Origin of the sequence: Hyphomicrobium sp. DY-1, from assembly GCF_047497105.1 — a bacterium.
GTDB lineage: Bacteria > Pseudomonadota > Alphaproteobacteria > Rhizobiales > Hyphomicrobiaceae > Hyphomicrobium_B.
The window spans coordinates 2498916-2517208 of record NZ_CP134870.1 but is presented as its reverse complement, the minus strand read 5'-3'; the positions used below and the strand labels follow the sequence as shown (position 1 = coordinate 2517208).

At 59.6% G+C, this 18293-nt stretch carries 16 protein-coding genes; 13 read left to right on the top strand and 3 right to left on the bottom strand.

Going from position 1 to position 18293, the window contains the following annotated elements:
• Window positions 1-114 precede the first annotated feature (114 nt).
• A complete protein-coding gene (locus tag RLW41_RS11900; protein WP_409561937.1) occupies window positions 115-1302 on the top strand; it encodes an acyl-CoA dehydrogenase in 1188 nt (395 codons plus the stop codon).
• Window positions 1299-2498, top strand: a complete 1200-nt coding sequence (locus RLW41_RS11895; RefSeq protein ID WP_414461560.1) for a CaiB/BaiF CoA transferase family protein — start codon at window positions 1299-1301, stop codon at window positions 2496-2498. The genes RLW41_RS11900 and RLW41_RS11895 overlap by 4 nt, the downstream gene beginning before the upstream one ends.
• An 11-nt stretch (window positions 2499-2509) precedes the next feature.
• On the opposite strand, the gene RLW41_RS11890 is transcribed toward RLW41_RS11895, so the two are convergent.
• A complete protein-coding gene (locus RLW41_RS11890; protein ID WP_414461559.1) occupies window positions 2510-4345 on the bottom strand; it encodes a putative bifunctional diguanylate cyclase/phosphodiesterase in 1836 nt (611 codons plus the stop codon).
• 676 nt (window positions 4346-5021) lie between these two features.
• Here RLW41_RS11890 and RLW41_RS11885 point away from each other — a divergent pair.
• From RLW41_RS11885 to RLW41_RS11870, 4 genes are all read left to right on the top strand, one after another.
• The gene (locus RLW41_RS11885) at window positions 5022-6590 is read left to right on the top strand and encodes a glucan biosynthesis protein (protein ID WP_013945944.1); all 1569 of its coding nucleotides are present in this window, start codon (window positions 5022-5024) and stop codon (window positions 6588-6590) included.
• A gap of 295 nt (window positions 6591-6885) precedes the next feature.
• Window positions 6886-9192 (top strand): FdhF/YdeP family oxidoreductase, encoded by a 2307-nt coding sequence (locus RLW41_RS11880; RefSeq protein WP_414461558.1) that lies wholly within the window; start codon window positions 6886-6888, stop codon window positions 9190-9192.
• Window positions 9189-9512 (top strand): hypothetical protein, encoded by a 324-nt coding sequence (locus RLW41_RS11875; protein ID WP_414461557.1) that lies wholly within the window; start codon window positions 9189-9191, stop codon window positions 9510-9512. Before RLW41_RS11880 ends, RLW41_RS11875 begins: the two co-directional genes overlap by 4 nt.
• A 218-nt stretch (window positions 9513-9730) precedes the next feature.
• Window positions 9731-9988 (top strand): hypothetical protein, encoded by a 258-nt coding sequence (locus RLW41_RS11870; RefSeq protein WP_414461556.1) that lies wholly within the window; start codon window positions 9731-9733, stop codon window positions 9986-9988.
• A gap of 355 nt (window positions 9989-10343) precedes the next feature.
• Here RLW41_RS11870 and RLW41_RS11865 read toward each other — a convergent pair whose 3' ends face one another.
• Entirely contained in the window at window positions 10344-10814 is a 471-nt protein-coding gene (locus RLW41_RS11865) for a CreA family protein (protein ID WP_414461555.1), read from the bottom strand.
• A gap of 41 nt (window positions 10815-10855) precedes the next feature.
• Here RLW41_RS11865 and RLW41_RS11860 point away from each other — a divergent pair, with 41 nt between their 5' ends.
• Window positions 10856-11191, top strand: coding sequence for a hypothetical protein (locus RLW41_RS11860; protein ID WP_414461554.1), 336 nt, complete (start codon window positions 10856-10858; stop codon window positions 11189-11191).
• Here the strand turns inward: RLW41_RS11860 and RLW41_RS11855 are convergent.
• Complete coding sequence (locus tag RLW41_RS11855) at window positions 11175-11510, bottom strand: hypothetical protein (RefSeq protein ID WP_414461553.1); 336 nt, start codon at window positions 11508-11510, stop codon at window positions 11175-11177. The genes RLW41_RS11860 and RLW41_RS11855 overlap by 17 nt on opposite strands.
• A 219-nt stretch (window positions 11511-11729) precedes the next feature.
• Here RLW41_RS11855 and RLW41_RS11850 point away from each other — a divergent pair, with 219 nt between their 5' ends.
• From RLW41_RS11850 to RLW41_RS11825, 6 genes are all read left to right on the top strand, one after another.
• A complete protein-coding gene (locus tag RLW41_RS11850; protein ID WP_414461552.1) occupies window positions 11730-12548 on the top strand; it encodes a hypothetical protein in 819 nt (272 codons plus the stop codon).
• A 90-nt stretch (window positions 12549-12638) separates the two neighbouring features.
• On the top strand, window positions 12639-13037 hold the full coding sequence (locus tag RLW41_RS11845; RefSeq protein ID WP_414461551.1) for a translational machinery protein: 399 nt from the start codon (window positions 12639-12641) through the stop codon (window positions 13035-13037).
• A 160-nt stretch (window positions 13038-13197) separates the two neighbouring features.
• Window positions 13198-13605 carry an Hsp20/alpha crystallin family protein gene (locus RLW41_RS11840; protein ID WP_409561927.1) on the top strand — a complete coding sequence of 136 codons (408 nt, stop codon included), beginning with the start codon at window positions 13198-13200 and terminating at the stop codon, window positions 13603-13605.
• 10 nt (window positions 13606-13615) lie between these two features.
• On the top strand, window positions 13616-16027 hold the full coding sequence (gene lon / locus RLW41_RS11835; protein WP_414461550.1) for an endopeptidase La: 2412 nt from the start codon (window positions 13616-13618) through the stop codon (window positions 16025-16027).
• 64 nt (window positions 16028-16091) lie between these two features.
• Window positions 16092-17054 (top strand): cation diffusion facilitator family transporter, encoded by a 963-nt coding sequence (locus RLW41_RS11830; protein WP_414461549.1) that lies wholly within the window; start codon window positions 16092-16094, stop codon window positions 17052-17054.
• Window positions 17055-17328: 274 nt separating this feature from the next.
• Window positions 17329-18213, top strand: coding sequence for an alpha/beta fold hydrolase (locus tag RLW41_RS11825; protein ID WP_414461548.1), 885 nt, complete (start codon window positions 17329-17331; stop codon window positions 18211-18213).
• Window positions 18214-18293: the final 80 nt, after the last annotated feature.

The following is an 18293-nucleotide window of genomic DNA, read 5'->3' as shown; positions in this document are numbered from 1 at the left end:
AAATATCTTGATCCGCGTCAAGACCAAATAAAACCAATTCATCGGCTATATTCCATATCGCTTCGACGACACCTATGGTGACGCCGAATTAGGAGTGCCGATCAGGAGCGCAACGTGTCGAGCGGTTTGAAATTCGACTGGGAAGACCCTCTTCTTTTGGAAGATCAGCTATCGGAAGACGAGAAGCTGATCCGCGACACGGCCCGCGCGTTCGCCCAAGATAAGCTGCAGCCACACGTCATCGAAACCTACGCTGAGGAAAAGACCGATCCCGGCATCTTCCACGAGATGGGCGCGCTCGGTCTGCTCGGCCCGACGCTTCCCGCAGACTACGGCGGCTCAGATTCGAACTACGTCTCCTACGGACTGATTGCGCGCGAGGTCGAGCGCGTTGATTCCGGCTACCGTTCGATGATGAGCGTGCAGTCCTCGCTCGTCATGCATCCGATCTATGGCTATGGCAGCGAGGCGCAGCGCACAAAATATCTGCCCAAACTCGCCAGCGGCGAATGGATCGGCTGCTTCGGGCTGACCGAACCCGACGCCGGTTCCGATCCCGGCGGCATGCGCACGCGCGCGGAGAAGATCGACGGCGGTTACCGCCTCTCAGGCGCGAAGATGTGGATCACCAACGCGCCGATCGCCGACGTCTTTGTCGTCTGGGCAAAATCTCAGGCGCACGGCGACAAGATCAAAGGCTTCGTCCTCGAAAAAGGCATGAAAGGCCTGTCCGCGCCGAAGATCGCCGGCAAGCTATCGCTGCGCACCTCCATCACCGGCGAGATCGTCATGGACGGCGTCGAAGTCGCCGACGAGGCGCTGCTGCCGAACGCGGAAGGCTTGGCCGGCCCGTTCGGCTGCTTGAACCGTGCCCGCTACGGCATCGCCTGGGGCGTGCTTGGCGCCGCCGAGTTCTGCTTCCACGCGGCACGGCAATACACGCTCGACCGCAAGCAGTTTAACCGCCCGCTCGCGGCGACGCAGCTCGTCCAGAAGAAGCTCGCCGACATGGAGACCGAAATCACGCTCGGCCTGCAGGCGGCGCTGCGCGTCGGCCGCTTGCTCGACGATGGCAAGTTTGCGCCCGAAATGATCTCGCTGATCAAGCGCAACAACTGCGGCAAGGCCCTGGACATCGCCCGCATGGCCCGCGACATGCACGGCGGCAACGGCATTTCGGAAGAGTTCCAGGTCATGCGTCACATGCTGAACCTCGAAACGGTCAACACGTATGAAGGCACGCACGACATTCACGCCCTGATCCTCGGCCGCGCCATCACCGGACTGCAGGCCTTCGCATGACGACGTCTGAAAGTCCGAAACCGCTCGCGGGCCTACACGTGCTGGAACTTGCCCGCGTGCTCGCCGGCCCCTGGGCCGGACAGACGCTTGCCGACCTCGGGGCCTCCGTCATCAAGGTCGAACGGCCCGACGGTGGCGACGATACCCGAGCCTGGGGGCCGCCCTTCATCGTCGATGACGATGGTCCCGGATCGGCGGCCTACTTCCACGCGACGAACCGCGGCAAGCGATCAATCGCGCTCGACTACGATAGCCCCGAAGGCCGTGAAGCGGCGGTCGCGCTCGCCAAACAGGCCGACGTCATCATCGAGAACTTCAAGGTCGGCGGCCTTGCCAAATACGATCTCGACTATCCGGCGATCAAAGCCATCAACCCCGGCGTCATCTATTGCTCGATCACCGGCTTCGGCCAGACGGGGCCGTATGCCCCGCGCGCAGGATATGACTTCATCGTCCAGGGCATGGGCGGCATCATGGACCTGACCGGCGCGCCGGACGGCGAGCCTCAGAAGATCGGCGTGGCATTTGCCGACATCTTCACCGGCATCTACGGCACCATCGGCATCCTTGCGGCCCTTAACCGCCGCAATGCGACAGGCGAAGGCGCACATGTCGACATGGCGCTGCTCGATACGCAGGTCTCGGTGCTGGCCAACCAGGCCATGAACTATCTGGCGTCCGGAACGCCGCCGCGCCGCCTCGGCAATGCGCACCCCAACATCGTGCCTTATCAAGTGTTCGAAACGGCCGATGGACCGATCATCATCGCCGCCGGCAACGACGGCCAGTTCGCGCGCGTCTGCGATCTACTTGGGCTGAAAAGCCTCGCTGCCGACGAGCGCTTCAAGACCAATGCCCGCCGCGTCGCCAACCGTGCCGAACTGATCCCGCTTATCGCCGTTGAAATTGCAAAACGGACCGCAAGCGACCTGCTTGCGGCTCTGGAAGCCGCCGGCGTTCCGGCCGGTCCGGTCAACCGGCTCGACCAGGTCTTTGCCGACCCTCATGTTGTTGCGCGTGGACTACGCCAAGATCTTCATCGGCCCGGCGCGCCCCCTGTGCCCACCGTCCGCAGCCCCATCGTGATCGACGGAAAGGCGTGCTTGTCCACAATCGCAAGTCCGACACTCGGCGAGCATACCGATGTCATTATCGAGCGGCTCCGAACGAAGAACGATCCGTGGAGTGATGAATAGGCGTTCAGCTCTTAGAGCGTAGCCGAGTGCTTGTCGTGAATGTCGTTGAACACGACTTGCGGCCCCGTGATATCGGCATAGTTTTCAGCCGGAAGCGGCTTGCCGAAGAGGTAGCCCTGAATTTCGTCACAACCGATAAGGCGCAGCATCGCCAGCTGTTCCTGCGATTCAACGCCTTCGGCCACTACGCACAGCCCCATCGAGCGCCCAAGCCCGATGACCGAATTAACGATCGCGGCCGCGTCTGAATTGTTGATCATGTCTCTAACGAAGCTGCGATCGACCTTGATGCGGTCGAACGGAAATGCCCTCAGCGTGCTGAGCGATGAATACCCGGTGCCGAAATCGTCCATCGCAACGCTGACGCCCAACCGCTTCAAGCGGCGCAAGATCGATGAAGCGGCCGCGAGATCCTGAATGAAGAGGCTTTCCGTCACCTCGATTTCGAGACGACAGGGTTCCAGCCCCGTCTCGGACAGCACATCGGTCACGAGTTGCACGAAATCGCTGCGCATGATTTGCGCAGCAGATACATTCACCGCGACCCGAAACTTTTCACGCCATCGCGCAGCTTCCCGGCAGGCTTCCCGCAAGGCGAACTCGCCCATCCCGTGAATGGCCCCGTTGGCCTCCGCAACGGGAATGAAATGATCCGGCGAGATCAGACCCGCATCCGGATGCACCCAGCGCAGGAGAACCTCGAAAGCTCTGACTGATCCGGTTTTCGCATCGACCTGAGGCTGAAAGACAAGCGAGAGCTCCTGTCTCTCGACGGCGAGGCCGACATCGCGTTCGAGCGAACGACGCTGCCGCCGCTCGTACTCCATCTGCGGCTCGAACAATGCAAAGCGCGCACCGCTCCGTTTGGCGCGCAACAACGCCATCTCGGCGCGTTCGAGCAATTCGTCCTGATCTTCGCCGTCCTGCGGAAAACTAGCCACGCCAGCGCGCACATCGATCATGAACTCTTCGCCGCGCTCGACCCGATAGCGTCCGCGCAGACCCGAAACGATGGCTTCGGCGAATTGCTTGGAATCGGAATCGTCTGACGCCTTGGTTTTCACGACGACGAACTCATCTCCACCCATCCGCACGATGAGATCACAATCCAATGCCACAGAGCGCAGCACCTGGGCGACCTTGATCAGCGCCATGTCGCCGACGACACGGCCGTGAAGATCGTTAATTGCGCGGAATTCAGAGATATCGATATGATACACGGCGACGGCGCGCCGCATCTCGCTCGCCCGCTGCAGAATAATGCCAAGCCTGTTCTTGAGCGTGACGCGATTTCCAAGTCCGGTCAGTGGATCGAAGAACGCCAGATTATTGAGCCGCTTCCTCGCCTCGGAATTTTCGATGGCCATCGCGCAGAACTTGACGCATTCGCCCGCAATCTGACGTTCGAATAAATTGACGCCGCGCTTTTCCCGAAAATAGAAAGCGAAGGCACCAAGAACGCGTCCATCGGCAGCCTCGATCGGACACGACCAGCATGCCCGCAGATCGAAGGGCAAAGCGAGCGATTTATAGGGCGCCCACAGCGGATCCGTCTCGATGTCACGAACCTCAACGGCGCGGCGTAAATAAATGGCGGTCCCGCAAGATCCAACATTAGGCCCTACTCGAATGCCGGCAATCTGGCGCGCATATAAATCGGGGACGGAAGGACCGGCGACAAACGTCAGCCGCTCGTCGTCCACGCCCGAGATCGAGCAGATGACCCCCGGCGCTAGCGCCTCAACGCCGATACAGAAAGTTGTCAGGACATTCTCAAGCGAATCGCCCAGCGCAATTCCTACAAGAATTTCCTGCTGGAGAGCATGCAGCCGCTCTCCAACATGCATTTGGTCCGGAACTCTTACCTGCCCGGTCATTGCCCGCCGGCTATCACTCGTTAAATGCGCGAACGCGCATAGAGAAAAACTGCTCGAATATCGTCCAATAGAAAATGCAGCGAAAGAGTTTAAGAAACTAAAACTGGGGCGCGAAACAAGAATATCGTCCGAATAGTGAGCGATTGTATAATAAGTTCTTCAATATGACCGCATCTGTAAAAATCGCATACTTGGACCGCGCACTGATCCGATCTGCCCGGAAACGGCGGGAAATTAACCGTTGGCCCCACCACGCTGCCGTTCGGCGGTGCAAAAACATCCTGCCGGAGACAGATCCGGCGCACAGGTAAGCGCATGGCCGCCCTTAAGCACAAAGCTAGGAGGTGGGCAGCGTTCACCACCGTCAGTATCTTGCCCGATCCCGTACCTTATTGCCATTTTGTCAGTCGACGAACCGCCAAGTTCGTGGCTTGGATCCGCCTAGTCGCAATATTGCCAAACTAACTCCGTGTCTCTGACCACAGCGTGCGTTTGAAAGGCAACGATTGAAACCTAACTGCCATCCAAAGTTGCCTTCCGCCGACGAAGGGCTTGGCCCTGCGACAAAGTTGAAATAACCGTCGGGCCGCCGATATAAGCCCTCGCAACATCCAATCATCCAACCCTCATCTGGTCTCTGAACAACATGCCTTTCACGCTCGACCGTCGACACGTTTTAGCCGGCGCTCTCACGACCACGGTTGCGGGATGGACGACCTCGGCCAGAAGCGACACACCTGTCGGTGCAGCCAATCTTGGCGCGCCGCAGCCGTTTTCCTTCGATGCCCTGAAGCAGCAGGCGAAGACGCTCTCGAAATCGCCGTACGTTCCGCCGCCGCAGCCCGACAAGTCCGATCCCTTGCGCGACATGACGTTCGATACGTTCGCTCAGGCCGTGTTCAAACCTGACATGGAGCTTTGGCATGGCGTCCCGGGCGCCCAGACCGTGCGATTGTTTCCGCAGGGCCGCTTCTACGCCGAGCCCGTTCGCATCTACGTGCTCGAAAACGGCTCGGCGCGGGAAGTTGTCTATAGTCCCGACTATTTCGATATGCCGGCCGATCATCCGCTGCGCAAACTGAAGAACGCCGGTTTCGCGGGGTTCCGCCTGATGAGCCGCGGCGGCGTCAGCGATTGGCTCGCCTATCTCGGCGCGTCCTACTTCCGTTCCTCCGATCCAAACGATCAATACGGCGGCTCGGCGCGCGGACTTGCCATCAACACCGGCAAACCGGAGGAATTCCCCCGCTTCACGAGCTTCTGGCTCGAACAGAACGGCAGCGGCATGACGATCTATGCGCTGCTCGAAAGCCAGAGCGTGACGGGTGCCTATCGCATGGACAGTCGACGGATCGAAGGCGGCCAAGGCGGCGCGCTGCAGGACATCGAGTGCGAACTCTATTTCCGCGCCCCTGTTGACATGCTCGGCATCGCACCGCTCACCGGCATGTTCTGGTATGGCGAAAACTCCGGTTTTACACGCGGCGACTGGCGGCCTGAAGTCCACGACTGCGATGGACTGTCGATGTGGACCGGCCGCGGCGAACGCATCTGGCGCCCACTCTCCAATCCGCCGCGCATCGTGACGAACAGCTTCGTCGACGAAAATCCGAAGGGCTTCGGATTGATTCAGCGCGACCGCAATTTCGAAAACTACCAGGACGACAGCTTGTTCTACGATCGGCGGCCGAGCATGTGGGTTGAACCCCTGTCGGGCTGGGGCAAAGGCTCCGTCAACCTCGTGCAACTGCCGACGACCAACGAAACCGAAGACAACATGGTCGCCTTCTGGACGCCGGCGGAGCCCGTGGTTGCCGGCTCGGTCATCAACTCGCGCTATCGCTTGTTCTGGGGCATCGATTCCCCGCCGGTCGGTGATGTCGCGCGTATCGTGGCGACCCGGATCGGAATAGGTGGTCTCGGCGGCCGCGACCTTGACCTGCGCCATATCAAGCGAAATGCCAAGAAATTCATGATCGATGTCGAAGGCAAGACGCTTGACGATGAGACCCGCTATGGCGGCACCAAAACCGTGGTGACGACGAGCCACGGCACGCTGAGCGGCATCGAGGCCTTCCCGGTTGTCGGCACCAACCGCTGGCGCATGATGTTCGACCTTAGTGACCTGAACGGCCAGCCTGCGGATCTCCGCGCCTATCTTGCGAAGGACGGCGAAGCCCTGAGCGAAACCTGGATCTATCAGGCCTTCCCCTAAGCGAAGTCTCCGGCCAGCGATTTGTGTTGTGGCAGCCGCACAGCCCAAAGCTGTGCGGTGCAATCCATTTTTGACCTGGCGCAGATCGCCGGGAGGCGTCTTGCGCCGTGATTTTGCTGCGACAGAGCGCCTTTTTGAGGCACACTCCTGCCCAATCCCTGAGCGCTAAAATGCTGAAAACGCTTTGGATATACCGTTTACGCATAACGGTTATTCCGCCACCAAGCGTTGCAGAAAAAGCCCATTTCGCAGATGCAAAAGAATTGCCGGGGCGGCGATTGATGGAAAAGGTGCGATGGGCAAACCCGAATTCATTGGCAAGAAGTCGAAAGCCGCTGGCGGCTGGGGCGCACTGAAAAGCTGCGGGAAAAAACTTCTCGCAAGCGGCGCGCCGCTGTCCGGCGCCGTCACGATGCTGAAGGCCAACCAGCCCGACGGTTTCGATTGCCCGGGTTGCGCCTGGGGCGATCCTGAGCACGGCTCATCGTTTGAGTTTTGCGAGAACGGCGTCAAGGCCGTCGCCTGGGAATCGACGGACAAGCGCGTCCATCCCGACTTCTTCAAAAGCCACACCGTCACCGAGCTTCGCACCTGGACCGACTACGAAGTCGAACGCGCCGGCCGCCTGACCAACCCGATGCGTTACGACCGCGCGACCGACCGCTACGTTCAAGTTACCTGGAACGAAGCCTTCTCCGAAATCGGTCAAATTCTGCGAAACCTCGACAGCCCGGATCGAGCCGAATTTTACACGTCCGGCCGCGCATCCAACGAAGCCGCCTACATCTATCAGCTCTTCGTTCGCCTCTACGGCACGAACAATTTCCCCGACTGCTCCAACATGTGCCATGAGGCGAGTGGCGTAGCGCTTGAGCAAGCCGTCGGCATCGGCAAGGGCTCCGTTCTGCTCGAAGACTTCGAGAAGGCCGACGCGATCTTCGTGATCGGCCAAAACCCCGGCACCAATCACCCGCGCATGCTGGGTGATCTCCGTCGTGCCGCGCTACGCGGCGCCAAGATCGCGGTCTTCAATCCGGTCCGCGAAAAAGGCCTTGAGCGCTTCGCCGACCCGCAAGACAAGCTCGAAATGATCACCGGCGGCAGCACTGCGATCGCCAATGAATATTATCAGGTCCGTCTCGGCGGCGACATGGCCGCCATCCGCGGTATCGCCAAAGCTGTGTTGGCAGCCGATGACGCCGCAATCGCCGCCGGGCACGCCTCGCTTCTCGATCGCGCATTTCTGAAGCAGCACACAACCAGCTTCGACGCCTATCGCGCCGCCGTCGATGCGACGACGTGGGAACATATCGAAGATCAGTCCGGCATGTCGCGCGAGCAGCTCGAAGGCCTGGCGAAAATCTATATCGAATCCAATCGCACGATCTGCACATGGGCGATGGGTGTCACCCAGCACCGCCACTCGGTGCAGACGATCCGCGAGATTGCAAATTTCCTGTTCCTTCGCGGCAATGTCGGTCGCCCCGGCACCGGTCTTTGCCCTGTGCGCGGCCACTCTAATGTGCAGGGCGACCGCACGGTCGGCATCAACGAAAAGCCGTCGAAGGCTTTCCTTGACGCGATGGAAAAAGAATTCCGCGTGCCGATGCCCCGCAATCCCGGCCATAACGTTCTGGCCGCCATCGGCGCCATGCTCGACGGCACGGCGCAAGCGTTCATCGGCCTCGGCGGCAACTTCGCCCGCGCGACGCCCGACAGCCCGTTGATCGCCAAAGCGCTGATGAACCAGAAGCTGACAGTCAATATCGCAACCAAGCTCAATCATGGCCATCTGCTGCCGGGCGAAGTGAGCTATGTGCTCCCTTGCCTCGGCCGCACCGAGATCGACCGCAACTCCGATGGCGTCGCGCAGATCGTGACGGTCGAAGATTCGATGAGCATGGTGCATGGCTCGGGCGGCATCAACAAACCGGCTTCGCCAGAGCTGAAGTCTGAAATCGCCATCATTGCGGGTATCGCCGAAGCGACCGTCGGCTCCGAGATCGTCGACTGGAAAGGCCTCGCCCACCATTACGATCGCATCCGCGATCTGATCGCGCGAACCATTCCTGGCTTCCACGACTTCAACACGCGCGTTCGCAAGCCACGCGGCTTCCGCCTGCCGAACGGCCCAGCCGAACGCATCTGGAATACGCACTCGGGCAAGGCGACGTTCTCGGACTGCGAGCTTCCCGTAAAGACCGAGCATCAGCGCGCGCTCGGCGAGCACGGGACGTTCGTGCTTCAGACGTTCCGCTCTCACGACCAGTATAACACCACGGTGTACGGCCTCGATGACCGCTATCGCGGCATCTACGGTGAGCGCCGCGTCGTATTCGTCAACCCGGACGACCTCGCCGAGATCGGCGCCAATGCCGGTGATCGCGTCGATATCATCGGCCTGCACGACGATGGCGTCGAACGCATCGCCGAAAGCTTCCGAGTCGTGCCCTATCAGCTGCCGCGCGGCTCCGTCGCCGGGTACTATCCGGAATTGAACGTGCTCGTACCGATTTCAACGGCGGGTGAACTCAGCGATACACCGACGTCAAAATCGGTTCTCGTGACCTTCCGGCTGTCCGAGCAAGCTCAGGCCGCATGAGCTCTGCGCCTGAAAGCGAACTCACCGAAGACGATTTTCTCGAGGCCGTCTCTGCCATCCGCTTTATCGCGCCCGATCTTTCACCGATCGGCGCGGCGATGCTGGCTGCAATTCATTTCGGCATCGCCAACGACAGTCGCGCCTTTTCACTGAAGCTCGGCGTCGAGCATGCTCTGACCCTTCGCGAAGTCACGGCACTATCGAGCCCCGAGCTTGGACTTTTGAATATCGTCAGTCGTAGTGAGCGCACACAACGCACGCACTTTGCGTTGACTGACAAAAGCAATCAGCTCATTGCGCGCGCATTCGCTTCAAATTGAACGAATGCCGCGCCGATGCCGCTCGCGACAATGTGATGATCTCTGAAACGCACTTTCTCTCACACTGCGGAAATGCACGCATTCTTGCGATGAACACCGACCAATCGGCATATGCTCTCCAGCAATGCGTATAGAGCTGATGGCTTCAGTGTCTTCGATCTGACGTGAGCATGTGCTACGGTGTTGCGTGTGGGGGAAGAAAGTTCGGGAGTGAACCGATGGACTCTTCTCGCGCGTACCTGCCAGACGCACTCGATCGCATGACGATCGTCCTCCAACGCGCCGCCAAAGAGCTCAATCTCGCTGGCTTGCCGTCTTCAGAAAAAGAACGACTGGCTGTCTGCATTCTCTCAGTCGGCAATACATATACCGACGTCAATCGCCTGCTCGAAAAATCGGTCCGCATTTATCTTCGCGCCCGCACGGCGAGCATCACGCAGCGACGTCAGCCTGCTGAAGTGACGGCCTTCTTCTAATCTTGTGTCGGCGCCAAACTCGGAATCACGTCGTTATCGGCATCCGTTTGCGTTACGACGCCGTTTCGTTCCGACAAACTCTTGTCGTTATCGATGCTGTAGCCGACCGCAAACAGCATCCCGAGCACAAAAACGGCCAATAGCCAAGGGAACGGGCCGTGCTCCGTTACACCGTCTAAGCTGCGTTGCGTTGATCGAGGCGTTCGGACCATACGTCCTCCGGAACGTTTCTTTCGTTTCCTCCGAACCCGCCATCATCGTCGAAGTTCCACGCTTTCAATATTTGCCACGCAGCTCCAGAGCGCGCCAAATCACCACGGTCGAGCGAATTGGATAATTTCGAACTGAGCCGGGCTCAGTGCCCGCTCCACGGCATGATCGGAACCGTCGAAATGGCATTATACGGCGAGCCATCGACCAGCCGGTCGCTGATCGCGACGTAAACCAACGTGTTGCGCTTTTTGTCGATAGCTCGGTAAACGTGCGTGTGCTTGAAGAACAGCGACGTGCTTTCCGAATAGACTTTCTCTTCGTCGGCGAGCTTCGCAATGTCGACGGTGATCGGGCCGACTTGGCGGCAAGCGATAGAAAATCTCGACGGATCTTCAGCGATTCCGAACGTGCCCTTGAGACCGCCCGTCCTAGCCTGACTGATGTGGCAGGCCACGCCAGGAACTTTAGGATCGTCAAAAGCGCTGATGCAGACTTTGTCGTTGGCGCCGATCAGCCGGAACGTCGTGCTGATGCAGGCGATGTCATCCGCCCTGGCGCCCGGAGCGTTGGCCATCCAAAGCCCGAGAGCTGCCGCCAACCAAGTATATCGCATCGAACATCTCCATTCCGATCGTTCGTCGAAGAATGGAGAAAGTGGCCATTACCCAAGAAACGCGCAAGGCCGAGGCGCGCTTGGGCGCGCCGTCAGCCCGCAGCGATCAAGCGCTCAAGCTCGGCAAGATAAACCTGATCGACCTCGCGCATTTCGCTCGTCAGGTTTTCATTGTGAAGCCGCTCCTCGGCCTCAGCCTTTTGCAGCCTGAGCAGATCCAGCAATCCCATTCCCGCCTCCATGGTAGCTTCCAAAAAGGCTACACCGAACCATGCTCTGCGCGAAGAAAAGCGCAGAGCATGCAGGATTTATGTTGTGGATTGTCGATTCGCTCTAAACGCGGATACGCGCCTGATACCGCTACCTTCGTTGCTTGAGATAGCGCGCCGGAACTTCGCCCGCATCAACCAGCGCCTGCACGCATTCAGTGGAGAGCACGCGGCGATTGCTCTCGAAGCAACGGCGAAGCTCTGCGCTTCCCTGCTTGTACTTCGCACAGAGGCTTCCATAGTCTGCCGAACAGGCATCCTTGACCTTCTGTGAATAGGCCAGGGCCGATGTGCTCACGAGGCCGACCGCACCTGCGGCAATTACAAGGTTCAGCGCGATTTTACTTTTCTTCATTGCGTCCTTCCCAACAACTTGCCCCTCAACTTTCTTAACCCGAATTGCCAATGCCACGACATTGGTTTCCACGTTATGCATTTTGCACGGATGGAGGCTAATGTGGCACTTCGCGCCATGAACCTGCGATGAACCCGCATTGTCTCGGCCGCATCTTGCAACCCATTTCAAGATAACCATATTTTTGCCGCGATGAACCTTCGCGTTTGCTGGCCGCCAGAAAGCCCTTAAAGTCGTTGGGATGTGCGGTTGTACTGGATTTGGTTCGCAAATCTTCGGGACAGGGTCGCGATGACGGACGGACTGAGCGTTGGTTGGCGTTGGAAATCGCTACGCAGCGGCATCTGCGGCGGCGCCGTATTGGCTATGTCGCTGCTTTCGAATGCCGCCGCCTACGCCGTTAGCGATCGCGTCAAAAGTGCCTGCCGAAACGACTATTTTCAACATTGCAGCCAATACATGGTCGGCAGTGAAGAGCTTCGCCAATGCATGCGCAAGGTCGGCGAAGACCTCTCGACACCATGCCTTGTAGCCCTCGTTCAGGACGGCGAGATCACCAAGCAGGACGTTGAACGCCACAACGCCGCAAAGACTGCGGTCGAGAAGACCGGAACAGCGAAGACTGGGCCCACCAAAAAGACCAGGGTCGGCCAGGCGGCAAACGAAGCGATGGAAGACCCCAAGGCCGCGGCAGCCAAGGCAACAGCCGCTCAGACCGCCAAAACGCATAAGACGGCCGGCAAGAAAAAACATGCCAAGAAGACGGACGCGGAGAGCGCCGCGAAACCAAAGAGCGCAACTGAGCCAGCCGTGACGTCGGCCAAAACCCACCACTCCGGGAAGAAAACCAAATCGGCGAAATCGACGAAGGCAGCCAAGACGACCGCCAAAAAACCGATCTCTGGCAAAAAAGCGAAGGCGAAAACTGCCGCGAAGACCGCCACGAAAAAGGCTTCGCACTCCAAAAAGACCGCCAATGCCGCTCACGCCAAAACCAAGTCCGCAAAGACGGCAAGCAGCGCCGGGACAGCCGTTAAAACCAAGAAAACCTCAAAGAAAAAGAGCACGGCCAAACATGCAACAAAACCTGTTGACGCGACGGCGCCTTAAGGATTTTGACAAATCGCAAACGACCGCCGCGCAGGACAGGCGATCGTAGTCAGGCACTCCGCCCTTCAGGCCAGCCCAATGGGAGAATTCATGTCAGGCCATTTCCACGCTGTCGTTTGGATCGATCACCACGAAGCCCGCGTTTTCCACTTCAGCGCTTCAGAGGCCGATACCATCGTTGTCCATCCCAAGGATCCTGTCCGCCACATCCATCACAAGGCGAATTCCATCGGCAGCGGCCACGCGAGCGAAGATCAGGAATTTCTGCAAAATGTCACGAATGCGCTCGCAGATGCCGGAGCCATTCTCGTCACCGGCCCGGCCAACGAAAAGAACGTCCTTGTAAACCATATCGCACAGCACGCACCTGCGCTGAAGCCAAAGATCCAAGGCGTCGAAACGCTCGGCCATCCCACGGACGGTGAGGTGCTGGCGTTGGCACGCAAATTCTTCTGGGAAGACCACCAGGAACCGCCCCGCGTCAGCTAATTACGATGGGTCGAGCCTCCTATAGCGGCTTGCTTCGCGGCATTGCTAAAACGCCCGATTAACGGCGGCGTGGATAGCGACAGATCGCGGATAGCGCGCTAGATTTCCCCTCCAACGAGCAAAAACGTCGACGGACCGATCCCCAAGGGAAAAAGTATCTATGTCGAACAAAGACCCGATGAGCTGGATGTTGTCCGAGGCCGTCGAATCCCTCGCCCGCGCCGAACGCATGCATCGCCAGTTTTTCCGGCTGCAGCCTTCGGGGCCAGCGAACGAACCTTCGTGGGAACCGCCTATTGACGTTCTGGAGACCGAAACCGAAATCCTGGTGTTCGTGGCGTTGCCGGGCGTCGATCCCGACAACGTCACAGCCGCCATCGACAACGGCGTTCTTGTCGTCTCGGGACGCCGTGTCCTGCCGCGCGAGCTTCGCGACGCAATCATCCACCGCCTCGAGCTGCCGCAGGGCCGCTTCGAGCGCCGCCTTCAATTGCCGGCGGGCCGCTACGTCGTGCGGCAGTTCGTACAAAATGGCTGCCTTGTCTTTTCGCTGACAAAGGCCGGTTGAGGGATTCCCAATGAAGACACTCGGTGAGACGAACCCACCCACCTCGGAAGGCTCTGCGCCTTCGAGTCAGGGCGCTACGCCGAACATTGCACTACCGTCGGACGCACTGATCCTCGTGCCGGTTCGCAAGCTTGTGCTTTTTCCGGGCCTCATTCTGCCGATCACCGTCGGTCGCGCGAAATCCATTTCCGCAGTTCAGCAGGCCGTGCGTGAGGAACGCCAGATCGGCATCGTCCTGCAACGCGATCCGGAAAACGATGATCCCGGCCCCGACGATCTGCACCGTGTCGGCACACTTGCCAACATCGTCCGCTACATCGCGGCGCCCGACGGAACGCATCACATCGTCGTCCAAGGCGTGCAGCGCATTCGCATCCTGGATTTCCTTCCCGGCACCCCGTTCCCGGTGGCTCGCGTAGTCAACATTCCCGAGCCCGAAACGCGCTCGACGGAAATCGAAGCGCGCTTCCGCAATTTGCAGGCCCAGGCGCTCGAAGCCGTTCAGCTTCTGCCGCAGGCGCCGCCGGAACTGATCGCGACGATCCAGAACGCGACATCCCCGGCCACCCTCGCCGATCTCGCGGCAGGCTACATGGACATCCCATCCGAGCAGAAGCAGTCCATCCTCGAAACTGTCGACCTCTCGACGCGCATAGACCGCGTCTCGGCGCTCCTTGCCGAGCGCATCGAAGTCATGCGTCTCACCCAGGAAATCGGCCGCCAGACCAAAGCTGCTTTCGACGAGCGTCAGCGCGAAGCCGTGCTGCGCGAGCAGATGGCCGCCATTCAGCGCCAGCTTGGCGAAGGCGACGGCAAATCGCAGGAGGTCGCCGAGCTGACGGAGGCCATCGCCAAAGCGAAAATGCCTCCCGAAGTCGAGAGCCAGGCCAAGAAGGAACTCGCACGCTATCAGCGCATGCCGGAAGCGGCAGGCGAAGCAGGCATGATCCGTACCTATCTTGACTGGCTGATCGAATTGCCGTGGAGCTTGCCGGAAGTAAAGCCGATCGACATCGCCGAAGCCCGGCGCATCCTCGATCAAGATCACTTCGGCCTCGAAAAGATCAAGACGCGCATCATCGAATATCTCGCGGTGCGTAAGCTGGCCCCTCAGGGCAAGGCTCCGATCCTGTGCTTCGTTGGTCCCCCAGGCGTCGGCAAGACGTCACTCGGCCAGTCGATCGCGCGCGCCATGGGCCGCCCGTTCGTACGCGTCAGCCTCGGCGGCGTTCACGATGAAGCCGAAATCCGTGGCCATCGCCGCACGTATGTCGGCGCGCTGCCGGGCAACATCATTCAAGGCATCAAGAAAGCCGGGGCGCGCAATTGCGTCATGATGCTCGACGAAATCGACAAGATGGGCCGCGGCATCCAGGGCGATCCGTCGGCCGCGATGCTTGAAGTTCTCGATCCTGAACAGAACGGCACCTTCCGCGACAACTATCTCGGCGTGCCGTTCGACCTGAGCCGCGTCGTTTTTATCGCGACAGCGAACATGCTGGACACAATTCCTGGCCCGCTGCGCGACCGCATGGAGATCATCAGCCTTGCGGGCTATACGGAAACGGAAAAGTTGCAGATCGCGCGCCGCTATCTCGTCAAACGCCAGCTCGAGGCCAACGGCCTGAAGCCGGAGCAAGCCGATATTGACGACGAAGCAATCGCCGCGATCATTCGGGGTTACACCCGTGAGGCCGGCGTCCGCAATCTCGAACGCGATATCGGTCAGGTGTTCCGCCACGCCGCCGTGCAGATCGCGGAAGGCAGCACCCAGCATGTCCATATCGGCGTCGCGGACGTCAGCGCGACGCTTGGACAGCCACGCTTCGAGAACGAAGTCGCCATGCGCACCAGCGTTCCGGGCGTCGCGACAGGCCTAGCCTGGACACCCGTCGGCGGCGACATCCTCTTCATCGAAGCGACCCGCGCACCCGGCAAAGGCGGCCTGATCCTGACCGGCCAGCTCGGAGACGTCATGCGTGAAAGCGCCCAGGCGGCGATGACGCTCGTCAAGAGCCGCGCGACCTCGCTCGGTATCGATCCCGCCATTTTCGAACGAAACGATATCCACGTGCACGTCCCCGCCGGGGCTACGCCAAAGGACGGCCCGAGCGCGGGCGTCGCGATGTTCATGGCGCTCGTCTCGCTGCTGACGAACCGCACGATCCGCAGCGACACCGCAATGACTGGCGAAATCTCGCTGCGCGGGCTCGTGTTGCCGGTCGGCGGCATCAAGGAGAAAGTTGTTGCAGCAGCCGCGGCCGGCATCACCCGCGTGATGCTACCCGCGCGCAATCGCCGAGACTACGACGACATCCCGGAGGATGCCCGCAAGCACCTGGAGTTCATCTGGCTCGAACGCGTCGACGATGCTGTAGCTGCAGCGCTCGAAAGCGCGCCTTCCGAGAAAGTGCAAAGCTGATACTGCCGCTCGCCGAGCGATAGGGAATTGCAATTGCGGCCAAGCTCTAGCAACCATACGGCAAATGAGCGAAACCGCACTTTCCAAAAGAGTTGTCTACGCCGCCCTCATCGGCAATCTGCTCGTCGCCGCCACTAAATTTGTCGCCGCGGCGGCGACCGGAAGCTCGTCGATGCTGAGCGAAGCGGTTCATTCGCTGGTCGACACCGGCAACGAAGCTCTGCTGCTCTATGGCTATTTCCGCTCCAGCCGCCGACCCGACGACTCGCATCCCTTAGGATACGGTCGCGAACTCTATTTCTGGAGCTTCATTGTCTCGTTACTGCTGTTCGCGATCGGTGCGGGCGTGTCGATCTATGAAGGCATCGCTCATATCATCGAGCCTAATCCGATCACTAATCCGGCCGTCAATTATATCGTATTGGCGCTGTCGGCGATCTTCGAAGGCGCGTCTTGGTGGATCGCTTTGAAGCGGTTCGGCAAGCTCAAAGGGCGGCGCAGTTATTGGGAAACGGTGCGCGACAGCAAAGATCCGCCCTCGTTCATGGTGCTGTTCGAAGACACTGCAGCGCTCATCGGTATTGCAATTGCGGCGGCCGGAAACTTCGCCGCACAGCATTGGGATATTTCCTGGGTCGATGGCGCAGCGTCGATTCTCATCGGCATCGTTCTCGCGATCGCCGCGACTGTCCTTGCCCGCGAAAACAAGGCGCTCCTTATCGGCGAGCGCGCCAGCGACGAAGTGATCAATTCGATCCTCTCGCTCGCGATCGGAGAACCGAGCGTCGATGGTGCCAACAACGTCTTCGCGCTGCATTTGGCGCCCGATCAGATTCTGGTCGCACTGAGCCTAGAATTCTCCGATGAACTTCGCACACCGCAAATTGAAGCCGCCGTCGTCCGTCTCGAAGAGCGAATTCGCGCCAAGCACCCGGAGGTCATATCGCTCTTCATCAAGCCGCAGACGCGCCGCACGTTCGAAAAAATGCGCGCAGAATTCTACGGCGATAGCGAAGAAACCGGCTGACGACGCAACAGCGGAAACGGCGTCGACGTCGACCTTTAAACAGCCAAAACCTTGCGATCGCGGGATTGCGTGCGATGTGCGTAACGCGAATCGAGGCGGCGACGTAACGCTTCTGTATGTTCCCAGTGATCCCAACCCTTCGCGGGTGCCTGCCAAGCTACCGGTCCAGCCAATCCGCCTCCTTCATGAAACGAGGACACGAACCGTGAAAGCTTTTATTATCCTCGCCCTCGCAGTCTCTTTCTTGGCGGCCGATGCCGCGCAGGGGGCTCCCTTGGAATCGACGTCCGCTTCGACGACTTATCACCGCGTTGCGATCGACGGCATCGGCATATTCTATCGCGAGGCCGGCCCGAAGAACGCACCGGCGATCGTTCTGCTGCATGGCTTTCCGTCGTCCTCTCGCGAGTTCGACACGCTCATTCCTCTGCTCGCGACGCGCTATCATGTGATCGCACCGGATTTTCCGGGCTTCGGCCAGAGCGACGCGCCCCCACCGTCAGCTTATGCTTACACGTTCGATCATCTAGCGAACACGATGGACGCGTTCCTCGATCAACTCGATATCAAGACGTACTCGTTCTATCTCCACGATTATGGTGGACCTGTAGGATTCCGCATCATGCTCGCGCATTCGGAGCGCATAAAGTCGCTCATCATCCAGAACGCAAACGTCTACAAGGAAGGTCTGGGAACCAAGTGGGCGACTATCGCAAAGTACTGGTCCGATCCGAAATCCCACCCCGAGGTATTTGAAGCATTCGTTTCGCGGACAGCGACCGAGCAGCGCCACACCTTGGGCACATCGCATCCGGAGCGTTACAATCCAGATACGTGGACGGACGAGTACGCTCATCTCTCAAAACCCGGACAGCACGCCATACAATCCGCGCTTCTCTACGATTATCGCACGAACGTCGCATCCTATCCGGAATGGCAAGCGTGGCTGCGGGCGCACAAGCCGCCGACGCTGGTGGTGTGGGGACGGAATGATCCCTCGTTCATTGCGCCGGGTGCCGAAGCATTCAAGCGCGACCTACCCGATGCCGAAATACATTTGCTTGATGCGGGACACTTCGCGCTGGACGAGAAAAATGACGACATCGCTCGTCTGATACTCCAATTCCTGGCGAAACGTGTCGACCGGGCCGCGCCCTAAGAAGCGGCGGCACCCTCCGGGCGGCAAGTAACAAACCGATCCCAATGCACGTAGTGCTCGACGGCAGGGCAGTCATGCTT